We start from the raw sequence: 19,722 nt of genomic DNA, 5'->3' as shown, positions 1-19,722 counted from the left end.
GGGTAATCCCCCACCAGCCTTAGGAGCAGCGCGTGGCACGAGTCGTGGTCGAGGTGATGCCGAAGGCCGAGATCCTGGATCCGCAGGGTCAGGCCATCGTCGGCGCCCTCGGACGCCTGGATATCCCGGGTGTGTCGGATGTGCGGCAGGGCAAGCGATTCGAACTCGACGTCGACGACAGCGTCAGCGACGCGGAGCTCGCGAAGATCGCCGAGTCGCTGCTGGCCAACACCGTCATCGAGGACTGGAAAGTGGTGCGGCTGTAATGTCCGTGCGCATCGGTGTCATCACCTTCCCCGGAACGCTGGACGATGTGGACGCCGCCCGCGCGGTGCGGCTGGCCGGCGCCGAGGCCGTGAGCCTGTGGCATGCCGACGCCGATCTCCAGGGCGTCGACGCGGTGATCGTGCCCGGCGGCTTCTCCTACGGCGACTACCTGCGGGCCGGCGCCATCGCCCGGTTCGCGCCGGTGATGGGCGAGGTCGTCGAGGCCGCGCGCAAGGGTATGCCGACCCTGGGCATCTGCAACGGTTTCCAGGTGCTGTGCGAGGCGGGCCTGCTGCCCGGCGCGCTGACCCGCAACGAGGGCCTGCACTTCGTCTGCCGCGACCAGTGGTTGCGCGTGGACGCCACCGATACCGCGTGGACGGCCCGCTACGAGCCCGGCGCGCAGATCCTGATCCCGGTCAAGAACGCCGAGGGCCGCTACCAGGCGTCGCAGTCGGTGCTGGACGAACTCGAGGGTGAGGGCCGCGTGGTGTTCCGCTACGTCGGCGGCAACCCGAACGGTTCGCAGCGCGACATCGCCGGAATCGCCTCGCCCGACGGCCGGATCGTCGGTCTGATGCCGCACCCCGAGCACGCCACCGAACCACTCACCGGCCCCAGCGACGACGGCCTGGGCATGTTCCTGTCGGTCGTGGACACACTCGTCGCCGCCGTCTGAGCCGGTCCGTCCGGGCCTCGGCGGGTGTTCTCGATCCTGCTGCGGGTCAGCACGTTCTGTGTGGGTCGGCTCTGTCCGGTGCCGAGCCCGCGTGCTGCTGCGTGGGCTCGGCTCGATCGGTCAGTGGACCAGACTGTCCACGACGTGCAACTGCACACCTTCGGCACGGGCGATCAGCGCCTCGGCCCGTTCGGGTCGATCACCTCGGAAAACCCTTCCGCCGGAAGGGGTTTCGAGTACGAGCCCGTCGGTCATGGCCGCGCGCATGCGGGGCACCTCGAGTGAGCCGAGCGTGCGCGCCATCGAGCCGATCAGGTGGATCGCCTCGTAACTGGTATTGCTGAAGAAGGTCATGGCGGGCGCGAACCGCCCGTGCAGGCGGTGATAGCGCGCCAGCCGATCCGGATCGCCGATCTGATCCGGGAAGTACGCCGAGGCGACGTAGAGGTTCTCGTTGGCCGCCGGACCGGCCGCCAGCAGCACGGTCTCATCGATCGCCGGACTCAGCCGCACCTGGTACGCGGCCCGGCCGGTCTGCGCGAACTGCTGATTGAACCGCACCGCGTCCGTCCCGACCAGCAGCAGCACGATGCCGTCGGCCAGATCCAGCCGCGGATCGCGCAGCAACGCGCCGAAATCCTCGGTGCCCAGCGGAACGAAATGCTCCAGCACCACCGCGCCCGGATGCCGCGCCCGCACCGCCCGCGCGGTGGCGCGCGGCCAGATGTAGTCGTTGCCGACGATCGCCCAGCGCCGGGTGCCGTACTGGCGGTGCAGCCAGTCCATGGCGGGCAGCACGTTCCCGGCGGGGCTCTCGCCGACCATCACGACCCCGGGCGGCTCGTCGGGCAGATCCTCGTGGATCGTCGCGAACAGGTAGGGGACCCGGCCGTCGGCGGCGCGGGCGACCGCGCGCCGGACCGCGGAGGTGTGCCAGCCGGTGATCGCGTCGATCATGCCGGTGGCCAGGAGTGCGGAGACCTCCCGCGCGACCTCGGTCGGTGCGCGCCCGCCGTCCACGGTGGTCACCCGGACCTCGCGGCCGAGAATTCCTGCGCCGCTGTTGATTTCCGACACCGCGAGCGCGACCGCGGCCTCGCAGGGCGGCGCCATGATTCCACCGGAACCTTGCAGCGGGACGATGTTGAGGACTTCTGTCACATCGTCCGTGCCTTCGTGGAACGGCGACATTCGGTACCCTTCTCCTCGTCGGAGGAAAATAGGAAATGGGCGGAAGAAATTATTATGTCGACCATTGTAAGCGGATTTTCCACGTTGCACGGCGCACTACGTGCTGCGGAACGCGGTTGGCTCCGCCACCTCGAGACCGCCCTGTCCGCGCGACGGCTCTCGGCGGACCATTGGGCCATGCTGTCCAATTTGTCCGATGAGGTCGGAATCACCATGTCCGAATTGGCCTGCCGCGCACAACTCCCGCCCTCCTCGGCCACGCGTCACGCCGATGCCCTCGCCGAACGCGGCCTGATTTTCCGCATCGCGGCCGAGGACGACCGCCGCCGTATTCTCATCGGACTCAGCAAACGCGGTGTCGAAGTCGTGGAATCGGTTCGCACCGAAGAACGTCGCGCCGAGGAACAATTGCGCAAACGAATCGGCGCCCGCAATCAGGCCGAACTGCTGCGGCTGCTGGAACTCGTGGTGCAGGTGCCCGTCCACGATCACTGAGATCGGTCGGCACCGAGTGGAACCGCCGAACCCGGGGGCCGCGAACACGCCGGGTCGACGCGGGGGCCAAGATTGCGGAATGCCTGTTTCGACCACCGCTACGCCGCCCGGACTGTGCGCTTTCGTCGACGCCTCGCCCTCGCCGTTCCATGTGGTGCGCACCGTCGCCGACGAGTTGACCGCCAACGGTTTCCGGGAGCTGTCCGAGTCCCGAGCCTGGGAGTTGCCCGCCGCGGGCCGGTATTTCGTGGTGCGTGGCGGCTCGCTCATCGCGTGGGTGGAAACCGGTGCGGCGCAACCGTTCCGGGTGGTCGGCGCGCACACCGACAGCCCGAATCTGCGGGTGAAACAGCATCCGGATCTGACCTCGGCGGGCTGGCAGCTGGTCGGGCTCGAGCCGTACGGCGGGGCGTGGCTGAACTCCTGGCTGGACCGGGATCTGGGGATTTCCGGGCGGATCACGGTCCGTGCGGGAAATGCGTTGGCGGAGAAGCTGATCCGGGTCGACGAGCCGCTGCTGCGGGTGCCGCAGCTGGCGATCCACCTGTCCGAGGATCGGCGCGGGGTGAGCCTGGATCCGCAACGTCACGTCAACGCGGTGTGGGGTGTGGGCGGCGAGCCGCGTCCGTTCCTGGACTACCTGGCCGAGCACGCCGGTATCGATCCGGAAGCGGTGCTGGGCTGGGAGTTGATGACCCACGACCTGACCCCGAGCGCCCCGGTCGGCCGCGATCTCGACCTGATCAGCGCGCCCCGCCTGGACAATCAGGCCACCTGCTACGCGGGTCTGCACGCCTTCCTCGCGGCGGTGGCCGAACCCGGCGCGGCGACGCCGGTGCTGGTGATGTTCGATCACGAGGAGGTCGGCAGCCAGTCCGATCGCGGCGCGCAGTCCGATCTGCTGCCCTCGATCCTGGAGCGGATCGTGCTCGCGCGCGGCGGCGGACGTTCGGAATACCTTGCCGCCCTGGCGGGTTCGGTGCTGGCCTCGGGCGATATGGCGCATGCGACGCACCCCAACTATCCCGAGCGGCACGAGCCCGCGCACCGGATCGAGATCAACGCGGGCCCGGTGCTGAAGGTGAATCAGAATCTGCGCTACGCCACCGACGCGGTCGGCGCGGGCGCGTTCGCGCTGGCCTGCGCGCAGGCGGAGGTGCCGCTCCAGCGCTACGTGCATCGCGCGGATCTGCCCTGCGGATCGACCATCGGCCCGATGTCCGCCGCGCGCACCGGCATGACCACCGTCGACGTCGGCGCACCCCAGTTGGCCATGCATTCCGCGCGCGAGCTGATGGGCGCGCACGATGTGGCGGCCTATTCGGCGGCGTTGGCGGCCTTCCTGGCACCGGCCGAGCCCACCGCGCGGTAGATCGGCCGGTAGGCCACGACCGCGATGACCAGCACCGCGAACGTCACCAGCACATAACTCGACCCGACCAGCTCCTCCCACACCGCCCAACCCCGTTCGCGATCGCCGCCGTGCGGCAGCAGCCACTGCGGCCCGACCATGAACATCACCACGATCGCGGCCGTCGCGAGCAGGTAGCGCCGACTGCGCCCGCCGCGTTCGACGGCGTCGGCGGCGACCAGGGCGGCCGGGGCCACCCACACCCAGTGATGCGACCAGGAGACCGGCGAAATCAGCAGTACCGCAGCGGCATTCACGGTCAGCGCGGCAATGGTCGCGGCGTTCGAGGCGGGTGCGGGAGTATCGGGGGATTCGTGGCGGCGGGCGAACGCGGCGTCGTCGAAGAGTCGTTTCATCAGGATCGCGGCGAGCGCCACCGCGATCAGCGAGGTGACCAGCCACAGGATCGTCGCATTCGAGGTGTCCAGTCCGAGCCGGAACGCGAACCCCTTGAGCGACTGGTTGCCCGCGTAATAGGGCGGCCCGATGCGGCCGGTGTCGGGCAGGATGTGGAACCAGTAGCGCGTCGATTCCCGTGGGAACAGCGCGAATCCGGCCGCGATCGCGCCCAGCGCCGAGAGCGCCACGTTGCGCGCGGCACGCCAGTCGCGGCGGATGAGGAAGTACAGCAGGAATCCGCCGGGGGTCAGTTTGATCGCCACCGCGATCCCGATCAGCATGCCGCGCGGCCAGAAAGGCTTGCGCACCAACGTATCCAGTGCGATCGCGGTCATCAGGAACAGATTGATCTGCCCGAAGTTGTAGGTCTGCCGGATCGGCTCGGACAGGCCCAGCAGGGCGACCGCGCCGATCACCAGCGCCAGTCCGGTCCGCCGGTCCAGCCGGGGCCGCAACCGCCGCAGCACCAGCCACACCGTCAGTGCCAGGCTGCCGATGGCCAGCGCCAGCACCAGCCATTCGGCGGGCAGCAGCGGCAGCAGCGCGAGCGGGGTGAAGACCAGCGCGGCCAGCGGGGGATAGGTGAACGGCAGTTCGAGCCCGCCGACCTTCGGCAGCGGCCCGTACAGGTCGCCGCCGTCGAGCCAGACGCGCGCGCCGTCGCGATAGACCTGGAGATCGATGTAACCGCGCCACAGCCCGGCCGCCATGGAGATGATCGCGGAAACCACGAACAGGGCGATCGCGATCGCCACCACGCGCCGTCGTCCGGCCTCCGGATCCGACCCAGCCGCCGGCTCGTTCGAGCTGTTCGAGGGCTTTTCGTCCGGATCCGCGACCTGGGATCGCTCGTTCACGCGCCAAGAGTATCCGGTGCGCCGAAATGCCTCGCGCGACACGGCTCGAGGGTCTCGTAGGTCACGTTTCCCGGCGTACACGCATCACGACTCGGGACCTTCGGGGGCTGTGGGTGGGGCCGCACTGAACACGGTGTAAGGCGTGGTTTCGGTACACATTAGACTCGCTGGGTATCTGCCGAATCCCTGCTTCAGGGCTCATGGCAATCACGTGCCCGCCGAAAGGACCCTGGTACTCACCGTGACTGTCCACGTCGACACCGTCAGCACCGCCGCGGCAACTCCGGAGACCCCGCAGCCGTACAAGGAGTTGGGGCTCAAGGACGACGAGTACGCCCGGATCCGGGAGATCCTGGGCCGTCGGCCCACCGACGCCGAACTGGCGATGTACTCGGTGATGTGGAGCGAGCACTGCTCGTACAAGTCTTCGAAGGTGCATCTGCGGTACTTCGGGGAGACCACCACCGACGAGATGCGCGCGTCCATGCTGGCCGGGATCGGCGAGAACGCGGGCGTGGTCGACATCGGCGACGGCTGGGCGGTCACCTTCAAGGTGGAGAGCCACAATCACCCGTCGTACGTGGAGCCGTACCAGGGTGCGGCGACCGGCGTCGGCGGCATCGTGCGCGACATCATGGCGATGGGCGCGCGGCCGATCGCGGTGATGGATCAGTTGCGTTTCGGTGCGGCCGATCATCCCGACACCCGGCGCGTGGTCGACGGCGTGGTGCGTGGCGTGGGCGGGTACGGCAACTCGCTGGGCCTGCCGAACGTCGGCGGCGAGACCGTGTTCGACGCGTCGTACCAGGGAAATCCGCTGGTGAACGCGCTGTGCGCGGGCGTGATGCGGGTGGAGGATCTGCATCTGGCCTTCGCCTCGGGCGCGGGTAACAAGATCATCCTGTTCGGCGCGCGGACCGGCCTGGACGGGATCGGCGGCGTCTCGGTGCTGGCCTCGGACACGTTCTCCGGGGACGAGTCCGGCACCGGTCGGAAGAAACTCCCCAGCGTGCAGGTGGGCGACCCGTTCACCGAGAAGGTGCTCATCGAGTGCTGTCTCGAGTTGTACGCGGCCGGTCTGGTGGTCGGTATCCAGGACCTCGGCGGTGCCGGATTGTCCTGTGCCACTTCCGAACTCGCTGCCGCGGGCGATGGCGGTATGCGTATCGAACTGGATCAGGTGCCGTTGCGCGCGGCGAATATGACTCCGGCGGAGATTCTTTCGAGCGAATCACAGGAGCGCATGTGCGCGGTGGTGACGCCGGAGAATGTGGACGCGTTCATGGCCGTCTGCCGCAAGTGGGACACCCTCGCGACGGTGATCGGCGAGGTCACCGATGGTGATCACCTGGTCATCACCTGGCACGGCGAGACCGTGGTGGACGTTCCGCCGCGCACCGTCGCGCACGAGGGTCCGGTCTACGAGCGTCCCGTGCAGCGTCCCGATTCGCAGGACGCGCTGATCGCCGACACCACCGCGTCGCTGAGCCGCCCGAAGACCGGCGAGGAACTGCGCGCGACGTTGCTGAAGATGATCGGCAGCCCGCAGCTGAGCAGCCGCCGCTGGATCACCGAGCAGTACGACCGCTATGTGCGCGGCAACACGGTGCTGGCCGAGCACGCCGACGCCGGTGTCATCCGGATCGACGAAACCTCCGGTCGCGGAATCGCATTGGCGACCGATGCCTCGGGCCGCTACACCAAGCTCGACCCGTACACCGGCGCGCAGCTCGCGCTGGCCGAGGCGTTCCGCAATGTCGCGACGACGGGCGCGACCCCGAAGGCCGTCACCAACTGCCTGAACTTCGGCTCCCCGGAGGACCCGGGCGTGATGTGGCAGTTCCAGCAGGCCGTGCGCGGACTCGCGGATGGTTGTGCGGCACTGGGCATTCCGGTCACCGGCGGCAACGTCAGCTTCTACAACCAGACCGGCCAGACCGCGATCCTGCCGACGCCGGTGGTGGGCGTGCTGGGCGTCATCGATGACGTGCACCGCCGCATCCCGACCGGCCTGGGCCTCGAGCCCGGCGAGACGCTGATCCTGCTCGGCGACACCCGCGACGAATTCGACGGATCCATCTGGGCGCAGGTCGAACACGACCACCTCGGCGGCGTCCCGCCGCGGGTCGACCTGGCCCGCGAGCAACTCCTGGCCGAGGTCCTCACCTCCGGCTCTCGCGACGGAATGATCAGTGCCGCACACGATCTCAGCGAGGGCGGCCTCATCCAGACGGTCGTGGAAGCCGCACTGGCGGGCGAAACCGGTTGCCGCATCCTGCTTCCCGAGCATGCCGACCCCTTCGTGACCCTGTTCTCCGAATCCGCCGGCCGCGTCCTGGTCGCCGTCCCCCGCTCGGAGGAAACCCGCTTCACCAAGATGTGCGACGCCCGCACCCTCCCGTGGGTCCGCATCGGCGTCGTCGACCAGGGTTCCGATTCGGTCGAGGTCCAGGGCCAGTTCACCGTCCCCCTCACCGAACTCCGCGACGTCTTCGAAGCCACCCTGCCCCGCCTGTTCGGCTCGGGGCACTGATCCCTCCGGCTGTCGCCGACATCGTGATATCATGGGATATCTTCAACTAGGGGAGGTATCCGATGTCGACCGACTTGCTAGTTCGTGATGTTCCGGACAACGTCGTCGCGGCGATCGACGCCAAGGCCAAGCGGCTGGGTGTGTCGCGGACGGAGTACGTGCGGCGCACCCTTGCCAGAGAATTGCCCGATGAACGACGCGTGACCATGGCCGATCTGAGATGGTTTTCCGAGACTTTCGCCGATCTCGCCGATGAAGAGGTCATGCGCCGCGCATGGGAGTGACAAATTGGATCATCGATAAGTCGGCTTTGGTTCGCGTGGCAGTATCCCCTGATGGGGAAGCGTGGCTGAACCGAATGGATCAGGGGTTGGTTCGAATCACAACCGTAACCCACCTCGAGATCGGTTACTCAGCCAGATCCGGAGTGGATCTTCGCGCTGGAATGCGTCGCCCGCCGTTGTCCCTGTTGCAGATCGAGTACCTCACGCCGACTGTCGAGGGCAGGGCGGTCGAAGTGCAGGCCATGCTGGCTGATCGGGGTCATCATCGGGCCCCATCGGCAGCCGATCTGTTGATCGCTGCGGCCGGTGAAATCATCGGGCTCACTGTGCTGCACCTCGACAAGGATTTCGAGTTGATCGCCGAGGTGACGGGTCAGCCCATGGAACGGTTGCGGATCGACACCTGACCGATCGTGAGCCCTATCCCCTCCGGCAGGGCTCACTGCGGTGCGGCGTGTCCACGGCTCAGGCCGCGCGGAACGGATCGTGTTCTGCCATCAGCTTTTCCAGGCGGGCCTCGTCGATGCGGTGGTGGACGCGGGCGGCCTCGTGCTGGTCGCGCACGACCTTGGCGAGGGTGAAGGTGCTGCTCACCAGGAACAGCATGGTCATCAGGAGGAAGCCGCGCTGCCAGATGTCCAGGGGCAGGTAGATGATGCCCGCGGCGGTGGCGATGAAGGCGACGCCGAAGGCGATGGCGGCCTGGGCCAGGAAGGCCGAGGTGCTCTTGGACTGGGTTTCGGGAGTGCTCATGGTTCGAGTGTGGCGATCGGCGGGGTGGGCGGCCTGCGTACAACTACTCGAGGGCGGGCGGGTAGTTCCCGCGCGCGAGACCCCTCGCTGTGTGACATCCCATGATTTCGCGGGGCCGGCGGCCATACTCGAAGGATGCCCGAGACCGCCGAGGCTCCCACGACGCCGCGTTCGCGCCGGGGCGTCCTCGCGCGCCGGGCGTCCGGGCTGCTGCATCGCCTGGAGAAGGACGTCATCGACCTCAACTATGCCGGACTGGTCGTCGCGACGGTGTTCTTCGCCTGGTCGGTGACCCCGTCGCTGCTGCCGCGCGACTGGCTGTTCCAGGGCCTGATCAGCGGTTCCAACGCGGTCATCGGCTACGGCGTCGGCTGCGTGTTCGACTGGGCGTTCCGGCGGTGGATCCGGCCGAAACTGCCCTGGAAACCGCCCCGGCTGCGGGTGCAGTACGCGGTGAAACTGGCCGTGCTGGTGCTGTGCGTGCTGACCGCGGGCTACATGCTGGTGCTCTCGGCGGACTGGCAGCGGCAGATCTACGCGCTGATGGGGATGACCGGCACCACCACCTCCGGATATCTGCGCGTCGGCGGGTTGAGCCTGCTGGTCGGCACGGCGGTGGTCGGGGTGTACCGGTTGTTGCGGATCATCGTGCGACTGCTGGCCCGGCTGCTGAGCCGCTGGGTGCGGATTCCGCCGCGCTTCGCGCCGACCGTCGGCACCGCGTTGCTGGCGGTGCTGGTCGTGTCGCTGTTCAACGGCGTCGCGTCGAAAGCCTTTTTCGCGGTGGCGAATTCGGCGTTCAGCGTGCGTAATGACAAGATGACCCCGTACGCGGTGCAGCCGCGGGACCCGGATCGTTCGGGCAGCCCGCAGTCGCTGGCCGCGTGGAACACGCTCGGTTCCGAGGGGCGCTGGTTCGTCTCGCACGGGCCGGACGCGTTCCGGATCGAGGCGGTCACGGGACGGCCCGCGAAGGAACCGATTCGGGCGTACGTCGGCCTGGATTCGATGAAACACGGTGAGAGCCAACCGGATCTGGCCGTCGCCGAACTCGAGCGGACGCACGCGTTCGAGCGCAAGGTGCTGGTGGTGGTCACCACGACCGGCACCGGGTGGGTGAACTCCATGTCCGCCAACGCGATCGAGTACATGTACGGCGGCGACACCGCGATCGTGGCCTCGCAGTACTCGTATCTGCCCAGCGTGCTGTCCTTCCTGGCGGACCGGCAGAAGGTGGCACAGTCGGGGCGCGAGATGTTCGACGCGATCTACCGGGCGTGGTCGCGGCACTCGCCGCAGACGCGGCCGAAACTGCTGGTCTACGGCGAATCGCTGGGCTCGCAGGGCTCGGAGGCGGCGTTCTCCGGGCTGGCCGATCTGCGCGCGCGGGTGGACGGTGCGCTGTGGGTGGGGCCGCCGAATTCGAATCGGCTGTGGAGCCAGTTCGTCACCCGGCGGGACCCGGGATCGCGCGAGGTGGAGCCGGTCTACGCCGACGGGCTGGTGGTGCGTTTCGCCGCGAACGCCGCCGACCTGTCCAAACCCTCACCCGAATGGCGGCGGCCACGCATCGCCTATCTGCAACACGCGTCGGATCCGATCGTGTGGTGGTCGCCGGATCTGATCTTCTCCCAACCGAATTGGCTGTCCGAGCCTCGCGGTTCGGACGTCTCCACGCAGATGCGCTGGTGGCCGTTCGTGACCTTCTGGCAGGTCGCTGCCGACCTCGCGCACGCCCAGAGCGTCAGCGACGGCCACGGTCACAACTACGGCAGTCTCGTTCTGGACGGCTGGGCCGCGGTCCTACCGCCCCCGGACTGGAACGCGGACCTGGAGAATCGCATCCGCACCCAGATCGAACTCTCCGAAGCCTTCGAGCAGGCCGTCAAGTGAACCTGAAAACCCTGGCGGCCATGGGGTTTCCACTTCTGTGGAACAACTGGTTGCTCCCGCGCCTGCGCTTTGGACTGCGCGGCCGAACCGCCGCCAACGCTGTCTTCGCCACGGCCTACGCCGCCGCATTCCGAACCCGATGCCCGCGCGGAAGCGGTGAATTCGGTTCCAGCGCAGTGCATCACAATGCCGCTATCCGAACATCGGCGATGCCGGGTGGCGGAGATGACGCGCGATCTGTGCCGCGGATTGATCTATCGTCCAACCTGGTGGTTGCACGGTTCCGGGATTGTCGCGCAATACACGACAGTCGCGGATTACGATGCGCCGCAGCACTGTTCACGATTGTCATCATCGGCTACTGCGTCGCACTCCTCATTCCTTCCCTGCGTATTCGACTGGCTGAATTTGCCACTCGCGCACCGGAAATCGGCCTCGCCGAATGGGCGGGTGTGCATATTCCGATCGGCACGGTGTTCACCGAGGAACTGGTCTTTCGCGGCACTCTGGATCCGATGCTGGACGAGACCATAGAACCGTTCGGAATCTGGTTGGGCGCAACGACTTTCGGTCTGTGGCATATCACCCCAGCCCGTGCCGCCCACGATAACGTCCCCGCAACCGTGGCCGCGACAGCCTTGACCGGCGTGATCCTGACCTGGTTATACCGCCGCACGGGCAGCGTGATCACCCCGGCCGCACTGCATCTGGCCGTCAACGCGGGCGGCGCGATCGCACCCCGCATCGCACTGTGGGCAACCCGCACCGGAACAGTCCAACAGACTCAGGGCTGCTGACGGCCGCTGAGTAGTCTCGGGATCGTGGCGCGACGAGGTGCGGTGGATCCGGCGGAGGTAAGGGCGGCGGTGGTGGCCGTGAGCGAGTGGTTACGCGAGGAGAACTCCCAGGCTCCCGCGCGGACCGAACTCGCCGCGGCAGTGCGCGGGACGGCCCGGACCCTGGCGGCCGGCGCGCCGGGAGGTTCGGTGGAGGTCCGGGTGCCGCCGTTCGTGGCGGTGCAGTGCATCGAGGGACCCCGGCACACCCGCGGCACCCCACCCAACGTCGTCGAGACCGATCCACGCACCTGGCTGCTGCTGGCGACCGGTCTGCTCGACTACGACGAGGCAGTGAACTCCGGTGCGCTGACCGTATCCGGAATCCGCGCAAGCGAACTCGCACACTGGCTCCCGATCGTCCCACTCTGAACGGGCATCGTCGTCAAGCCGAATGCGCTGTAACTCAAGCAGTTTCGGCCTTGACAGCAGGCTTACGCTCCAACCCCTTGTGATCGTAGTACCGCGTGATACACAACCCCAGCACCAGCCCGATCACCAATCCCAGTGCCGCCATCCAGAATCCACGCGAGAGCCCGGCGTCACCGCTGCCGTTGAAGTACAGAATCGCCCGGGTCCCCAGGAACACCTGATGCATCGGTTCGAAGGTGGCCATCCACCCGAAGTACTTCGGCGTCGCCTCGATCGGAATCGTGCCACCGGAGGACGGCAGTCCCAGGATGATGAACACGATCATATTGATGATCAACCCCGAGGTACCGACCGCGGCCAGCACCGCGGTACAGGTGAACCCGACCGCGATGATCACGAACGCGCCGTACAGGAACAACGCCAGCGGTTGATCGATCTGCATCCCCAACCCACTGCCGATCCCCAGCAGCACCGCCGAGACGATCACCCCCATCGCCACCACGGCCGCCCATTTGAGCAGCAACGTCTTGGTCCGGGTGATGCTCGCGCGCGGATAGTGCACGTACCACGGACCCCATTCGGTGGGCAGGAAGCCCAGCGCGGAGTCGATCAGCTGATGCACGATCATCGCCCCGACCATGCCGATCAGCAGCAGGAGCAGCCCGTAGAAGAAGGCCGTGAGCCCCTCCCCGGAACCGCCGGGCAGCGGCCGGAACTGGTCGGTCACGATATCGAGCGGGTGCGCGAGCACGATCCGCGTCGCCCCGGACAGCTGCGTCATCCCGCCACCCGAGCCGAGCTGCGCCTCGACCTGCGCGGTCAACTGCTTGCCGACGGTCGTGTCGACCTGCGTCAGCGCCTGATTGCCGAACCGCTGCACGATCTGCGTGGCGAACGCGCCGGTGCGCGGGTTGGTCTGCAACGTGATGATCGGCCGTTCGATATCGCCCGGCACCACACTGCCGACCCCGAGAATCCCGAGCCGCTTGGTGAAGTCGCTCGGGATGATGACCGTCCCGTAGACCTTCCCGCTCTGCATCTGCAACTGCGCCTCGTTCAGACCCAGCACGCGCAGATCGATCTGGTCGGCGGGCACGGCCTTGCGCAGCCCGTCCTGCACCTGATCGCCGAAGTTGACCTGTTTACCCGAGATGGTGTCGCCGACGTCCTGGTTGACCAGTGCGATCGGGAAGTCGTGCAGATTCTTCTCCGGGTTGATGACGTAATCGAGATACATCACACCCAGCAGCGCCCCGAGCAGAGTCATCACGATGATCGGAAAAGTCCATCTGACCGGGCTCAGTCGCCGGGGCTTCGCACGCTCTTCCGCACTGTCGGTAGACGTCACCGACGCACGGTAGCAGCAAACCGCGTGCCATCCGGGTGATCCCGACGCAGGTTTCACGCGGATGACCCGTAGAATGATCGTAGCCACCAGCCCGCCGAACTTGGAGCAAACGGTGACCAACGACGATCAGTCGGTCGAGAGCCCGAATTCACCCGTCGAACCCGATGCGGATCGGCCCGAGAACGAGCCGCGCGAGGAGTGCGGCGTCTTCGGAGTCTGGGCTCCGGGTGAGGATGTGGCCAAGCTCACCTACTACGGTCTCTATGCATTGCAGCATCGCGGACAGGAGGCGGCGGGTATCGCGGTCTCCGATGGTTCGCAGGTGCTGGTGTTCAAGGATCTGGGCCTGGTGAGCCAGGTGTTCGACGAGCAGACGCTGGCGGCCATGCCGGGTCACGTCGCGGTCGGGCACTGCCGGTATTCCACCACCGGCGCGGTCACCTGGGAGAACGCCCAGCCGATCTTCCGCACCACCTCCGTCGGCACCGGAATCGCCCTGGGCCACAACGGAAATCTGGTCAACACCGCCGAACTCGCCTCGCGCGCACGGGAATTCGGTCTGATCAACCGGATGCCGGGTTCGGTCGCGGCCACCTCGGATTCGGACGTGATGACCGCGCTGCTCGCGCACGCGGCCACCGACAAGAGCATCGAGCAGGCCGCGATGGAACTGCTGCCGACCCTGCGCGGCGCGTTCTGCCTGACCTTCATGGACGAGCGCACGCTGTACGCCGCGCGCGATCCGCACGGGGTGCGGCCGCTGTGCCTGGGCCGCTTGGATCGTGGCTGGGTGGTTGCCAGCGAAACCGCCGCACTCGACATTGTCGGCGCCTCCTTCGTGCGCGAGATCGAGCCCGGCGAACTACTGGCGATCGACGCGGACGGGGTGCGTTCCTCGCGGTTCGCCAATCCCGAACCCAAGGGCTGCGTCTTCGAATACGTCTATCTGGCCCGCCCGGACAGCACCATCTCCGGACGTTCGGTGCACGCCACCCGCGTGGACATCGGCCGCCGCCTCGCCGGTGAGCATCCGGTCGAGGCCGATCTGGTCATCCCCGTGCCCGAGTCGGGCACTCCGGCCGCAGTCGGTTACGCGCAGGGGTCGGGCACGCCGTACGGCCAGGGCCTGATGAAGAACGCCTACGTCGGGCGCACCTTCATCCAGCCCAGCCAGACCATCCGTCAGCTCGGCATCCGGCTCAAGCTCAACCCGCTGCGCGAGGTGATCCGCGGCAAACGCCTTGTCGTGGTGGACGATTCGATCGTGCGCGGCAACACCCAGCGCGCGCTGATCCGGATGCTGCGCGAGGCCGGGGCGTTGGAGATCCACGTCCGCATCGCCTCGCCGCCGGTGAAGTGGCCGTGCTTCTACGGCATCGACTTCGCCTCGCGCGCGGAGCTGATCGCCAACGGGGCGGGCGGTGAGGGCTCGGTCGAGGAGATGGTCGAGAACGTGCGGCGCTCGATCGGCGCCGACACCCTGGGCTACATCTCCATCGAGGGCATGATCGCGGCCACCGAGCAACCGCGCACGCGGCTGTGCTGCGCGTGTTTCGACGGCGAGTACCCGATCCCGCTGCCGACCGAGGCCGCGATCGGAAAGAATGTGCTGGAGACCATCCTCAGCGGCAAATCCGAGTCGCAACTGCTGGGTGACAACGCGAATGCGAGCGCCCTGAGCCGCCCCTAGCGGTGCCGAAGTTCCGGTTCGAACACCAATTGTTGCGAAACGCAACATATCCGCAATGCCCTGGCGGTACTGTCCCGCCATATCGAAGTTGACGCGGCCGCACCGTCCCGTGACCCGGGACGCGTGCGCCGCGTGTGCGAGATGAGGGACAGTCATGCGGTTAACGGCGACACATGCGTCGGCGGCCCGATCGGGTCGCGTGAAAACTATTGCGGCAGTAGGAATGGCGGGACTCGCGCTGGTCGCGGTCGCCGGGTGCGGTGCCGGCCGCACCAACGGCGGCGGCAGCGGCAGCGGGTTGGTCATCGGGACCACGGACAAGATCTTCTCGTTGGATCCGGCCGCGGCTTACGATCACGGCTCCCTGGTGCCGGAGACACAGATCTATCAGCAACTGCTGAACTTCGCTCCGGGTGCGACCACGGCGACACCGGATGTCGCGCAGCAATGCGGATTCTCCACGCCGACAACGTTTTCCTGCACGGTGAAATCGGGCCTGAAGTTCGCCAACGGCGATCCGCTGACCGCGGCCAGCGTGAAGTTCTCCTTCGATCGGATGCTGAAGATCAATGATCCGAACGGCCCGGCCTCGCTGCTGGGCAATCTGGATCACACCGACGCCCCGGATGCCAGCACCGTGGTGTTCACGCTCAAGAACGCCAACGACCAGACCTTCGCGCCGGTGCTGGCCACGCAGGCCGGGCCGATCGTCGACGAGAAGGTGTTCCCGGCCGACAAGGTGCTGGACGACGACGCGGTCGTGAAGGCCAAGGGGTACTCCGGCCCCTACACGATCACCAGCTACGACAAGAACAAACTCGTTCAGTACCAGGCGAATCCCGATTACAACGGCATCCTCGGCAAGCCGAAGACCGCCACGGTGTCGGAGAAGTACTACGCGTCCAGCGACAATCTCAAGCTCGACATCCAGAACGGCAATATCGATGTCGCCTACCGCAGTCTGAGCCCGACGGACCTGGAGTCGCTCGGCAAGAACGACAAGCTGGCCGTGCATTCGAATCCCGGCGGCGAACTGCGCTACATCGTGTTCAACCTGAACACCATGCCGGGTAACACCCCCGAGCAGAAGCTGGCCGTCCGCAAGGCGGTGGCCTCCAGCCTCGACCGCGAGGCGCTGTCCACCGGGGTGTACAAGGGCACCTATCAGCCCGCGTATTCGCCTGTACCGCAGGGATATCCGGGCGCGATCGAGCCGTACAAGACCATCTACGGCGAGAAGCCGGACAAGGCCGAGGCGGCCAAATTCCTCTCCGACGCCGGTGTGCAGGCACCGGTGACGCTGAATCTGCAATACAACCCGGACCACTACGGTTCGAGTAGTTCCGAGGAGTACGCGGCGGTCAAGAGCCAGCTCGAGGCCACCGGGCTGTTCAAGGTGAACTTGCAGTCCACCGAGTGGGTGACCTACTCCAAGGAGCGGGTGCACGACGGGTATCCGGTCTTCCAGATGGGTTGGTTCCCGGATTATCCGGACGCGGACGACTATCTGACCCCGTTCTTCGCGCCGAACAACTTCCTGCAGAACCACTTCGAGGATCCGGGCCTCACCGCGCAGATGATCGCCGAGGCCACCGAGCAGGACAAGGACAAGCGCACCGCGATCATCGAGCAGATCCAGACCGAGATGGCGCAGAACTTCCTCTCGATCATTCCGCTGCTGTCGGGTAAGCAGGTCGCGGTGTCGACCAAGGGTGTGCAGGGTGTGGAGAGCACGCTCGATCCGTCGACCAAGTTCCGTTTCAGCGTCCTGAGCAAGTGACGTTCTCGACGGTAACTGTCGACGATAGGCTCAGCCTGATGAAAAAGGTTTTCGTGGGCGTTCTGCTATGGAATCCCGCGAACACCTTCCCTCATCGGCAATCAGTCTCATGGATCGACCACCAAATGTTGTTGGCGGCAACATTTCTGAAACCGACCGCCAGTACTGTTCCGCCCGATGGAAGTTCACCGCTGCACACGCCGCTCGCCGACCACGAGCGGTGGGTGCCGCGTGGCGAGATGAGGGTGGTTATGCGGGTCACAACTGTTGCGGCGGTGGGAATGGCGGGGCTGGCGCTGGTCGCGGTCGCCGGGTGCGGTGCCGGTCGCACCAATGGCGGCGGGAGCGGCGGCGGCCTGGTCGTCGGGACAACGGACAAGATCTTCTCGATCGATCCGGCGGGTTCCTACGATGCGGGATCGTCCATGGTGCAGGCGCAGATCTATCAGCAGGTACTGAATTACGCGCCGGGCAATGCCACGCCGCAACCGGATGCCGCGCGGCAGTGCTCGTTCACCGCTCCGGCGGTCTACACCTGCACGTTGCGGGCCGGGCTGAGGTTCGCCAACGGTGATCCGCTGACCGCCGCGAGCGTCAAGTACTCCTTCGATCGTGTGCAGCGGATCAAGGATCCGAACGGGCCGGTCTCGCTGCTGTCGAACCTGGACCACACCGACGCTCCCGACGCCACCACGGTCGCGTTCACCTTGAAGCACGCCGACGACCAGACCTTCGCACAGATCCTTGCCACTCCGGCGGGCCAGATCGTGGACGAGAAGGTCTACCCGGCCGACAAGGTGCTGGACGACGATGCGGTGGTGCGGGCGAAAGGGTACTCCGGCCCCTACTCGATCAGCAGCTACGACAAGAACAAACTCGTTCAGTACCAAGCGAATTCGGGCTACCAGGGCATCCTGGGCAAGCCCAGGACCGCGACGGTGGCGGAGAAGTACTACGCCTCGAGCAACAACCTGAAACTCGAGGTGCAGAACGGCAATATCGACGTCGCCTACCGCAGTCTGACGCCGACCGATCTGGACTCGCTCGGCAAGGACGACAAAGTGACCGTGCACAAGGGGCCGGGCGGGGAGCTGCGCTACATCGTGTTCAATCTGAACACGATGCCCGGTGACACCCCCGAGCAGAAGCTTGCGGTGCGCAAGGCGGTGGCCTCGAGCATCGATCGCGACGCGCTGTCCACCCAGGTCTACCGGGGTCTCTATTCGCCCGCGTATTCCTTTGTGCCGCAGGGCTACCCGGGTGCGATCGAGCCGTACAAGGACCTCTACGGGGCGGCGCCGGACAAGGCCGCGGCCGCGAAGTTCCTCACCGACGCCGGAGTGCGGACCCCGGTGCAGATCAACTTGCAGTACAACCCGGATCACTACGGCGCCTCCGGGTCCGAGGAGTACGCGGCGATCAAGAGTCAGCTCGAGGCCACCGGATTGTTCACCGTGAATCTGCAATCCACCGAGTGGGTGACCTACAACAAGGAGCGGACGAAGGACGCCTACCCGGTGTACCAGCTGGGCTGGTTCCCGGACTATCCGGATGCCGATGACTACCTGCTTCCGCTGGTCGGCCCGGACAGCTTCCCGCAGAACCACTTTCAGGATCCCGGTATCGACGCACAACTCATCACCGAGGAGACCGAGCCGGACAGGAACAAGCGGCTCGCCCTCATTCAACAGCTCCAGCGTGATCTGGCGGACAAGTTCGTACCCATCGTGCCGCTGCTGTCGGGCAGGTCGGTCGCGGTCGCGAGGAAGGATGTACAAGGTGTGGACTCCACTCTCGACCTGGCGGACAAGTTCCGCTTCGGTGTGCTGAGCAGATGACGGCAACCATCGGATCGGAGCCGGAGACTCCGGCTGCATCGAATACGCAGCGCCGCAGTGGATCTCGGTACGGGGTGCTGCTGCGCTACCTGGGTGTGCGGCTGTTGCTGATCGTGCCGACGGCCTGGATCCTGGTGACGGTCGTGTTCTTCCTGATGCGGGTGGTCGGCGATCCGATCAGTGCCGCGCTGGGCGGGCGGCTGCCACCGGATCAGATCGCCGAACGCAAGCGCGCGGCCGGGTTCGACCGGCCGATCCTGACCCAGTACTGGGAGTACATCTCCGGGCTGCTGCGCGGGGATTTCGGTCGCTCCCAGGACAATCGGGCGATCAGCGACATCATCGGCAGCTACGGCGCGGCCACGCTGGAACTGGTGGTGTGGGCGCTGATCGTGGCGTTCCTGGTCGGCGTTCCGCTCGGCCGACTGGCCGCCAAACGCCGCGACCGACCCACCGACGTGGGCCTGCGGTTGTTCGCGATCGTGGTCTACGCCGCGCCGGTGTTCTTCGTCGGCCTGCTGCTCAAACTGGTCTTCGCGATCGAACTGGGCTGGCTGCCGGTGGCCGGGCGAGCGAGTACGAATGTCGAACTCGCACTACAGAACGTCTCGCCGAAGACCAACATCCTGTTCATCGACGCAATCCTCTACGGGGACAGCGGATATCTGCTCGACGTGGTGAAACACGCTGTGCTGCCGGCGATCGCGCTGGGACTGCTGACCGCGGGCATCTTCCTGCGGCTGGTCCGGATCAATCTGATCCAGACGCTGCGCAGCGATTTCGTGGACGCGGCGCGGGCGCGCGGACTCTCGGATCGGGTGGTGACGGGACGACACGCGTTCCGCAACGCCATGATTCCGATCGTCACCGTGATGGGGATGCAGATCGCGATGATGCTCGGCGGTGCCGTGCTCACCGAGATCACCTTCGAATGGAAGGGGCTGGGCTATCAGCTCGCGCAGTATCTCCAGGCCCGCGACTTCGTCGCGGTACAGGGCATCGTGGCGTTCCTCGCGCTGGTCGTCGCGGTGATGAGTTTCCTGGTGGATATCGTTGTGGCACTTATCGATCCGAGAGTGAGGTTCTAGTGACCGCT

The 19,722-nt window shown here is 66.5% G+C and carries 18 protein-coding genes; 14 read left to right on the top strand and 4 right to left on the bottom strand.

The features are described 5' to 3' along the window. Window positions 1–32 precede the first annotated feature (32 nt). Together purS and purQ are read left to right on the top strand one after the other, a co-directional pair. Window positions 33–266: a phosphoribosylformylglycinamidine synthase subunit PurS gene (gene purS / locus NRB20_RS12250; protein WP_319944802.1), complete on the top strand. Its 234-nt coding sequence runs from the start codon at window positions 33–35 to the stop codon at window positions 264–266. Beyond that, a complete protein-coding gene (purQ, locus tag NRB20_RS12245) occupies window positions 266–946 on the top strand; it encodes a phosphoribosylformylglycinamidine synthase subunit PurQ (RefSeq protein WP_153410155.1) in 681 nt (226 codons plus the stop codon). The genes purS and purQ overlap by 1 nt, the downstream gene beginning before the upstream one ends. 120 nt (window positions 947–1,066) lie before the next feature. Here purQ and NRB20_RS12240 read toward each other — a convergent pair whose 3' ends face one another. Continuing rightward, window positions 1,067–2,107 (bottom strand): substrate-binding domain-containing protein, encoded by a 1,041-nt coding sequence (locus tag NRB20_RS12240; RefSeq protein ID WP_319944801.1) that lies wholly within the window; start codon window positions 2,105–2,107, stop codon window positions 1,067–1,069. An 84-nt stretch (window positions 2,108–2,191) separates the two neighbouring features. Here NRB20_RS12240 and NRB20_RS12235 point away from each other — a divergent pair, with 84 nt between their 5' ends. Both NRB20_RS12235 and NRB20_RS12230 read left to right on the top strand, forming a co-directional pair. Next, complete coding sequence (locus NRB20_RS12235) at window positions 2,192–2,632, top strand: MarR family transcriptional regulator (protein ID WP_153410153.1); 441 nt, start codon at window positions 2,192–2,194, stop codon at window positions 2,630–2,632. A gap of 79 nt (window positions 2,633–2,711) precedes the next feature. Continuing rightward, entirely contained in the window at window positions 2,712–4,004 is a 1,293-nt protein-coding gene (locus NRB20_RS12230; RefSeq protein ID WP_153410152.1) for a M18 family aminopeptidase, read from the top strand. On the opposite strand, the gene NRB20_RS12225 is transcribed toward NRB20_RS12230, so the two are convergent. Further along, window positions 3,950–5,299 carry a glycosyltransferase 87 family protein gene (locus NRB20_RS12225; RefSeq protein WP_319944800.1) on the bottom strand — a complete coding sequence of 450 codons (1,350 nt, stop codon included), beginning with the start codon at window positions 5,297–5,299 and terminating at the stop codon, window positions 3,950–3,952. The two genes, NRB20_RS12230 and NRB20_RS12225, sit on opposite strands and share 55 nt — an antisense overlap. A gap of 241 nt (window positions 5,300–5,540) precedes the next feature. Between NRB20_RS12225 and purL the strand changes: the two genes are divergently transcribed. The 3 genes from purL to NRB20_RS12210 all read left to right on the top strand — a co-directional run bounded on the left by purL (window position 5,541) and on the right by NRB20_RS12210 (window position 8,523). After that, a complete protein-coding gene (purL, locus tag NRB20_RS12220; RefSeq protein WP_319944799.1) occupies window positions 5,541–7,832 on the top strand; it encodes a phosphoribosylformylglycinamidine synthase subunit PurL in 2,292 nt (763 codons plus the stop codon). 62 nt (window positions 7,833–7,894) lie between these two features. After that, a complete protein-coding gene (vapB, locus tag NRB20_RS12215) occupies window positions 7,895–8,116 on the top strand; it encodes a type II toxin-antitoxin system VapB family antitoxin (RefSeq protein WP_153410151.1) in 222 nt (73 codons plus the stop codon). After that, entirely contained in the window at window positions 8,107–8,523 is a 417-nt protein-coding gene (locus NRB20_RS12210; RefSeq protein ID WP_153410150.1) for a PIN domain nuclease, read from the top strand. Before vapB ends, NRB20_RS12210 begins: the two co-directional genes overlap by 10 nt. Before the next feature lie 58 nt (window positions 8,524–8,581). Here the strand turns inward: NRB20_RS12210 and NRB20_RS12205 are convergent, their stop codons facing one another. After that, window positions 8,582–8,869 carry a YiaA/YiaB family inner membrane protein gene (locus NRB20_RS12205; protein WP_153410149.1) on the bottom strand — a complete coding sequence of 96 codons (288 nt, stop codon included), beginning with the start codon at window positions 8,867–8,869 and terminating at the stop codon, window positions 8,582–8,584. 135 nt (window positions 8,870–9,004) lie between these two features. On the opposite strand from NRB20_RS12205, the gene NRB20_RS12200 reads away from it, so the two are divergent. The 3 genes from NRB20_RS12200 to NRB20_RS12190 are packed head-to-tail and all read left to right on the top strand — an operon-like array spanning window position 9,005 to window position 11,970. After that, window positions 9,005–10,762 (top strand): alpha/beta hydrolase, encoded by a 1,758-nt coding sequence (locus NRB20_RS12200; protein WP_153410148.1) that lies wholly within the window; start codon window positions 9,005–9,007, stop codon window positions 10,760–10,762. Then, window positions 10,759–11,559, top strand: a complete 801-nt coding sequence (locus tag NRB20_RS12195; RefSeq protein WP_153410147.1) for a CPBP family intramembrane glutamic endopeptidase — start codon at window positions 10,759–10,761, stop codon at window positions 11,557–11,559. The genes NRB20_RS12200 and NRB20_RS12195 overlap by 4 nt, the downstream gene beginning before the upstream one ends. 24 nt (window positions 11,560–11,583) lie before the next feature. Continuing rightward, on the top strand, window positions 11,584–11,970 hold the full coding sequence (locus tag NRB20_RS12190) for a sterol carrier family protein (RefSeq protein WP_319944798.1): 387 nt from the start codon (window positions 11,584–11,586) through the stop codon (window positions 11,968–11,970). Between the two features lie 34 nt (window positions 11,971–12,004). On the opposite strand, the gene NRB20_RS12185 is transcribed toward NRB20_RS12190, so the two are convergent. Then, on the bottom strand, window positions 12,005–13,237 hold the full coding sequence (locus NRB20_RS12185; RefSeq protein WP_153410145.1) for a YhgE/Pip domain-containing protein: 1,233 nt from the start codon (window positions 13,235–13,237) through the stop codon (window positions 12,005–12,007). Between the two features lie 193 nt (window positions 13,238–13,430). On the opposite strand from NRB20_RS12185, the gene purF reads away from it, so the two are divergent. The 4 genes from purF (at window position 13,431) to NRB20_RS12165 (ending at window position 19,714) form a co-directional block, all read left to right on the top strand. Beyond that, window positions 13,431–15,008, top strand: a complete 1,578-nt coding sequence (purF, locus tag NRB20_RS12180; protein ID WP_319944797.1) for an amidophosphoribosyltransferase — start codon at window positions 13,431–13,433, stop codon at window positions 15,006–15,008. Window positions 15,009–15,231: 223 nt separating this feature from the next. Continuing rightward, entirely contained in the window at window positions 15,232–16,788 is a 1,557-nt protein-coding gene (locus tag NRB20_RS12175; protein WP_153410144.1) for an ABC transporter substrate-binding protein, read from the top strand. Window positions 16,789–17,069: 281 nt separating this feature from the next. Beyond that, on the top strand, window positions 17,070–18,626 hold the full coding sequence (locus tag NRB20_RS12170) for an ABC transporter substrate-binding protein (protein WP_153410337.1): 1,557 nt from the start codon (window positions 17,070–17,072) through the stop codon (window positions 18,624–18,626). Between the two features lie 134 nt (window positions 18,627–18,760). After that, window positions 18,761–19,714 carry an ABC transporter permease gene (locus tag NRB20_RS12165; RefSeq protein WP_454786541.1) on the top strand — a complete coding sequence of 318 codons (954 nt, stop codon included), beginning with the start codon at window positions 18,761–18,763 and terminating at the stop codon, window positions 19,712–19,714. Window positions 19,715–19,722: the final 8 nt, after the last annotated feature.

This window comes from Nocardia macrotermitis (genome assembly GCF_009604405.1).
Lineage (GTDB): Bacteria > Actinomycetota > Actinomycetes > Mycobacteriales > Mycobacteriaceae > Nocardia > Nocardia macrotermitis.
Note: the sequence above shows the minus strand (reverse complement) of the source record. Positions and strands in the feature narration are given on the sequence as shown.